6 protein-coding genes are annotated in these 6,330 nt (G+C 70.7%); 3 read left to right on the forward strand and 3 right to left on the reverse strand.

What is annotated here, in order from left to right; all coding sequences use genetic code 11:
- The 3 genes from B1400_RS09085 to B1400_RS09095 form a co-directional block, all read right to left on the reverse strand.
- Positions 1-412, reverse strand: a 412-nt coding sequence (locus tag B1400_RS09085; protein ID WP_327078510.1) for a magnesium chelatase domain-containing protein, incomplete at its 3' end; no start/stop codon positions are given.
- Positions 412-1,026, reverse strand: coding sequence for a YraN family protein (locus B1400_RS10020; protein ID WP_235607414.1), 615 nt, complete (start codon positions 1,024-1,026; stop codon positions 412-414). The genes B1400_RS10020 and B1400_RS09085, both read right to left, overlap by 1 nt.
- Before the next feature lie 297 nt (positions 1,027-1,323).
- The gene (locus tag B1400_RS09095) at positions 1,324-2,196 is read right to left on the reverse strand and encodes a pyridoxamine kinase (RefSeq protein ID WP_095614063.1); all 873 of its coding nucleotides are present in this window, start codon (positions 2,194-2,196) and stop codon (positions 1,324-1,326) included.
- Between the two features lie 318 nt (positions 2,197-2,514).
- Here B1400_RS09095 and B1400_RS09100 point away from each other — a divergent pair, with 318 nt between their 5' ends.
- The 3 genes from B1400_RS09100 (at position 2,515) to B1400_RS09110 (ending at position 6,305) form a co-directional block, all read left to right on the forward strand.
- The gene (locus B1400_RS09100; protein WP_095614064.1) at positions 2,515-3,831 is read left to right on the forward strand and encodes an O-acetylhomoserine aminocarboxypropyltransferase/cysteine synthase family protein; all 1,317 of its coding nucleotides are present in this window, start codon (positions 2,515-2,517) and stop codon (positions 3,829-3,831) included.
- 177 nt (positions 3,832-4,008) lie between these two features.
- On the forward strand, positions 4,009-5,541 hold the full coding sequence (locus tag B1400_RS09105) for an ABC transporter ATP-binding protein (RefSeq protein WP_235607415.1): 1,533 nt from the start codon (positions 4,009-4,011) through the stop codon (positions 5,539-5,541).
- A complete protein-coding gene (locus tag B1400_RS09110) occupies positions 5,538-6,305 on the forward strand; it encodes an energy-coupling factor transporter transmembrane component T family protein (protein ID WP_095614066.1) in 768 nt (255 codons plus the stop codon). Before B1400_RS09105 ends, B1400_RS09110 begins: the two co-directional genes overlap by 4 nt.
- The last annotated feature ends 25 nt before the right edge of the window (positions 6,306-6,330 follow it).

Consider the following 6,330-nt stretch of genomic DNA (forward strand, 5'->3'; position numbering starts at 1 on the left):
CGACATGGCGCAGCCCCGCGTCGCGCGCATGCAGCAGGATCGGCAGCAGCCCGTCGATGCCGTGCACGCTGCCGTCGAGGTTGACCTCGCCGAGCACGACGACGTCGAGCATGCATTCGTGCGGGATGACGCCGCTCGCGCTGAGCACGGCGGCGGCGATCGCCAGGTCGTGCGACGAGCCGCGCTTGGGCAGCGAGGCGGGGGACATGTTCACCGTCACGCGCGTCTGAGGCCACGGGAAGCCGCTCGCCGCGCACCCCGACTTGACGCGTTCGCGCGCCTCGCTCAGCGACGCGTCGGGCAGCCCGATGATCGAAAAGTACGGAAGTCCGGGGGAGATGAAGGCCTGCAGCTGGATCGTGAAGGCCTTGAGACCGATGAGCCCGACCGACAGGGCGTTGCCGATCGCCATCAGAACGCCCCCGGGATGTGGCGCACGTCGACGCCTCCGCCGGACACGCTCAGCGCCAGGACGTCGAAGCGGATGCCGACGTGCGGCACCTTCGCGCCGCGGCCGGCGAGCCATTGCGCGGCGGCGCGGCGCAGGTTGGTCTGCTTGGCCGGATGCACGGCCTCCTCGGGGGAGCCGAAGCGGCGTGCGCGGCGCGTCTTGACCTCGACGAACAGGACCGTGCGGTTCGGCGTGACGGCGATGACGTCGATCTCTCCGTAGCGTGTGCGCCAGTTCGCGTCGATGACGCGGATGCGCCGGCACTCGAGCCACGCCTGCGCGACCCGCTCGCCGGCGACGCCGAGCTCGCGCCCCGACAATCCGGGCATGACGAGCCGTTCCATGCATGCGCGCAGCCGGGCGTGCGGCTCGTCGTCCTCGTCGCCGAACTCGTCGCCGATGAGGTCGCCGTCGGCCGCGAATCCCATGGGCGCCCCCATCTCGCCGGTCTCGCCGGGATCGTCGCCGTCGCCGCGCGTCGTCGCCGTCGTCGCGCCGGCGCGGGGCACGGCGCCGAAGGCCGGCGCGTCCCATACGTCCTCGTCGTGTTCGAACACGGTCCATGTCCCGTCCATTGCCATCCTCCTTGCAGCCTGGGCCGCGCCCCGCGGGCGCGGCGTCGCGAACGGTGGCGTCCATCGAAGCAGACGTCGGCGTTGCTGTGGACGACATGCCGGGAGGGTGTGTCGGATGTGGATGGGCGGCCCGCAATCCACAACCGGCGCCGACGTTGTGGACAACCAAGGTTCGAAGGCGTGACAACGGCGAAGTTCCGCCGATGTCGAAGCCGAGACGAAGGGGCCGCGCCCGACCGATCGGTCGGATGCGGCCCCTGTGCGCCGGCGCTCGCCGGCGGCGAAACGCTGCGGCGGTCAGTCGACGAGGTTCGTCAGCTCGCCCAGACTCAGCTCGAAGCTCACGCCGCGCTCCTCGTAATGAGGCTGGAAGCGCGTCTGCTCCATCGCGTTGTGCACGAACTCCCCGGCGAGGCGGGCCGCGGCGGCCAGGTCGAGGCCCGCCATGATGCCGCCGATCATCGCCGATGCGAAGGCGTCGCCGGTGCCGTGGCACATGAACGGCAGCTTCTCGTGCACGCACTCGGTCATCGAGCCGAGGCCCTCCTCGCGGTTCGCGACGAAGTTGCGGATGCGGCCGTCGTCATGGTCGATGCCCTTGAGCACGACGTTCTTCGCGCCCAGATCGAACAGGCGCCCGATGATCGCGCGCACCTCGTCCTCCGGGACGTCCTGGCCGGGGTAGTCGGCGCCCGTCAGGATCGACGCCTCGGTGAGGTTCGGCATGAGCAGGTCGGCGCCGTCGACGAGTGCGCCCATCGCCTCGCACAGCTCGGCCGTGTACGTCGGGTACATCTCGCCGGCGTCGCCCATGACCGGGTCGACGAAGCGCAGCGCCTTCGGGTACTCGCGGTACAGGCGCCCGATGATCGCCACCTGGTCGGGCGAGCCGAGGAAGCCGGAGTAGACTCCGTCGAGGTCGACGCCCTCCTTGCCCCACGCGTCGAGGTAGGCGCCGAGCATGTCGGTCGTGTCCTCCATCGTGAAGACCTTGTAGCGCGTGTGCGCCGAGAACAGCGCGGTCGGCACCGGGCACACGTCGCAGCCGGCGGCCGACAGGATCGGGATCGCCGCGGTCAGCGAGCATTTGCCGTAGCCGCACATGTCGTGCACGGCGGCGATGCGGGGGATGTATTCACGGTTGCGGTTGTACAGGGTGATCTCGGTCATGGCGTCCTTCCTTGATGCGTGTGCGCGCGTCGGTCATTTCCGTACGCCACTGTAGGCCCACGACCCGCGTTTCGCATGTCGCGTACGCCCGTGCACGGCCACGAGCGGCGTGTCGCGTACGCGCGTGCACGGGCCTTCGTCCCGTGCGTGGCCGCCGTATGGCGCGCCGTGATAGACGGGTATAGGAAACGGCGATAGCGCGGGGCTTGCCCCGGGCGCCGGCCGCACCGTACAGTCGGCCGTGGGCGGCGATCCACGCCGCGGACGACCACAGCAACGGACCGCCGAACGGCAGGCGGCCGCGAAAGGACGGATGCGATGACCGACGAGAAGAACCCGCGCTACCATTTCGAGACGCTGCAGCTGCACGCGGGGCAGGAGACGCCCGATCCGGCGAGCGATGCGCGCGCCGTGCCGATCTACCAGACGACGAGCTACGTCTTCCACGACTTCGACCATGCGGCAGCGCGTTTCGGTCTGGCCGACCCGGGCAACATCTACGGACGGCTGACGAACTCGACGCAGGCCGCCCTCGAGGAGCGCATCGCGGCGCTCGAGGGCGGCACGGCGGCGCTCGCGGTCGCCTCCGGCGCCGCGGCCGTCGAGTACGCGGTGCGCAACATCACGCAGACGGGCGACCACATCGTCGCCGCGAAGAACATCTACGGCGGCACATACAACCTGCTGCGGCACACGCTCGAACGCGACGGCATCCGCACGACCTTCGTCGACCTCGATCCGCGCTCCTTCGAGGATGCGATCGGGGCGGACACGAAGCTCGTCTACTTCGAGACCTTCGGCAACCCCAACGCCGACCTGCCCGACTTCGAGGCGATCGCCGAGGTCGCGCACCGCCACGGCCTGCCGGTCATCGTCGACAACACCTTCGCGACGCCATACCTGTTCCGCCCGCTCGAACACGGCGCCGACGTCGTCGTCGAATCGGCGACGAAGTTCATCGGCGGCCACGGCACGACGCTCGGCGGCGTCATCGTCGAGGGCGGCGGCTTCGACTGGTCGGCTACGCCCGGCAGGTTCCCGACGCTGACCGAGCCCGACCCCTCCTACCACGGGCTCAACTTCCATGAGGCGCTCGGGCCGGCCGCCTTCGTCACGCGCATCCGCGCGATCCTGCTGCGCGACACCGGCGCGACGCTCTCGCCGCTGTCCGCCTTCCTGCTGCTGCAGGGCGCCGAGACGCTCTCGCTGCGCGTCGAGCGCCATGTCGCCAACGCGCTCGCGGTCATCGACTATCTGAAGACGGTGCCCGAGGTCGTCTCGATCTCCCATCCGTCGATTGAGGGGCGTGCGGACCACGAACGCTACCTGCGCTACTTCCCGAACGGCGCATGCCCGATCTTCACCTTCGACATCCGCGGCGGGCGCGACGCGGCGCGCGTGTTCATCGACAACCTGCACCTGTTCTCGCTGCTGGCGAACGTCGCCGACGTCAAGAGCCTCGTCATCCACCCCGCCTCGACGACGCATGCGCAGGAGTCCGACGCCGCGCTCGCCGACCAGGGCATCCATCAGGGCACGATCCGCCTGTCGATCGGCACCGAGCACATCGACGACATCATCGCCGACCTCGACGGCGCCTTCCGGGCGGTGCGCGCGAGCGGCTACGCGGACTGAGGGGCCGCGGCGCGGCGATGCGGCGCCGCGCCGCGCATGGCGCCCTGTTATGCTGGACTAGGCGCCGGTCGGCCGTTTGTCTGAAGCAGCGGATACGTTCACCTGTTGTGGATCGCTTCCCCGGGCGAGAACGGCCGGGGCGCCGTGTCCGTTCCTGCTATCCCGATGGAGTATGGTGTGGCCGACATTATCACCGTGATGAATCTTGGATGGGCGTACGCGCCGGCGTCCGAAGGGGACGACGCGCGCGTCGCGCTGCACGACGTGAGCTGCTACGTGCCGCGCGGCGGCGTCATCGGCGTCGTCGGGCCGAGCGGTTCGGGAAAATCGACCTTCGCGAAGGCGCTCGTCGGCCTCATCCCGCATTGCACGGCGGGCACGCTCACCGGCTACGCGCGCATCGCCGACATGAATGTCAAAAGCACCTCGGTGTCCAACCTGTCGCTGCGCGTCGGCTACGTCGGGCAGGAACCGTGGGGGCAGCTCGTGGCCGAGACGGTCGAGGAGGAGATCGCGCTGCCGCTCGAGAACCGCGGCGTGGCCCCCGACGAGATCCGCGCGCGTGTCGACGAGGTCCTCGCGATGCTGCACATCGAGGCGCTGCGGCACCGCCTGACGTCCACACTGTCCGCCGGCGAGCTCGAGCGCGTCGCGATCGGCTCGGCGATCGCCGCCGGCCCCGACGTGCTCATCCTCGACGAACCGTCGAACACGCTTGACGCGCAGGGACGCGACGACCTCTTTGCGATCATCGACCGCATGCGCGCGAACGGTCGCATGACGACGCTGGTCGTCGAACAGCGCACACGTGCGCTCGCCCGCCACGCCACCGGTGTCTTCCTGATGGTCGGCGGCGAGATCATCCGCCGCACCGGCGCCGACATCTTCGAACGCGAGGGGGCGCTGCTCGAATCGGTGGGCGTCGACGTGCCGCGGGGCGACGGTCCGGTGCTCACGCTCGCCGACGACGAGCCGGCGGCCGCCAAGGAGGCCGCCGTCGTCTTCGAACATGTCGGGTTGCGCCACCCGGATTCGGCGCCCGACGAGCCGCCCGCGCTCGAGGACGTCTCCTTCCGCATCGAACGCGGCTCCTTCGTCGGCGTCGTCGGCGCGAACGGATCGGGCAAGTCGACGCTGCTGCGGCTGCTCGACGCGCAGCTGCGCCCGCGTTCGGGCCGCGTCGCCGTCGCCGGCGTCGGCGTCGCATCGCGCCGCACGCAGCAGATGGCCAGACTCGTCGCCTACGTCGGGCAGGATCCGGCGGCGACGCTGCTCGGCGGAACCGTGCGCGAGGAGATCGCGCAGGGCGCGCGCTGCGGCGGCGTGCGCGAGACGGAGTCGAATGCGCGCGTCAATGAGATGATCCGGCTGTTTGACCTCTACGGCGTCGAGGACACGCCGGTCGCGCACCTCTCATCCGGGCAGCGGCGCGCCACGGCGCTCGCCGCCGCGCTCGCGGCGCGCACGCCGCTGATCGCGCTCGACGAACCGCTCGCAGGTTTCGACGTGCGGCTGCGCACGCGTGTGCTCGACACGCTCGCCGAGGCCTGCGCGAGCGGCGCGACGGTCATCATGGCGAGCGGCGACATCGCCGCCGTCGACGAATACTGCACGCATGCGGCGCGGCTCGACGCCGGGCGCCTCGTCGGCTACGGCCGCGTCGCGCGCGACGTACGACGCGCCGCCTCAAGCCAAGGAGGCGCACGATGAGGAACGGACGGTTCTGCACGCCGGGCGGCGGCTGGCTGCATCGGCTCGACACGCGCGTGAAGGTCCTCGTGTCGCTCCTGCTCGTCGTGCTGTGCGCATGGTGGGGCAACTGGATTTTCCTGGCCTGCGTGCTCGTGCTCGAACAGGTCATGTTCGTCGCCGACCGCACGCCGGCGCGCTCGGTCGGCGCCGTATGGGCCGTGTTCGCGCCGATCGCCGCGATCGTCGCGCTCGTCATGGCGCTGTGCCTGAACGACTACGGGGACGTGACGCTGTGGCGAATCGGCTGGTGGCGCGTGAGCGCGCAGTCGCTCGCATTATGCGGCGTCGTCGCGCTGAAGATCCTCGACATCGTCTTCGCGCTGATGCTCACCGTGCTGACGACGAGCCGGCGCGACTGGATCCGCGCGCTCGTCGCGCTGCGGGTGCCGTATCCGGCGGCGAGCCGCTTCGTCGACCGGCTCAACTGGCTGCCGCGCTGGCGTCAGGCGGTTCGCGAGGCGCGGCGACGCCAGGACGTGCGCGGCGTGCGGCCGACGCCGCTGTCGCGGCTGCGTCGCTGGTCGATCGCGCATGACCTGATGGGGCTCCACGACGACCGTGCCGTCATCGCCGAACGGCTGCGCGGCGTCTACCTCGACCGCGGCTCGGCGCGCCGCACGCTGATGCGCCCGGCGCATATGCGGCCCGTCGACTGGCTCGTGGCGGCAGCCGCCGTGGCGCTCGCGGCGGCAGCCGCCACGATGGCCGTGCTCGGCTGGTGACGCGGCCGTCCTCGTCGCGGTGCTG

The sequence above is a fragment of the Bifidobacterium italicum genome, assembly GCF_002286915.1.
GTDB lineage: Bacteria > Actinomycetota > Actinomycetes > Actinomycetales > Bifidobacteriaceae > Bifidobacterium > Bifidobacterium italicum.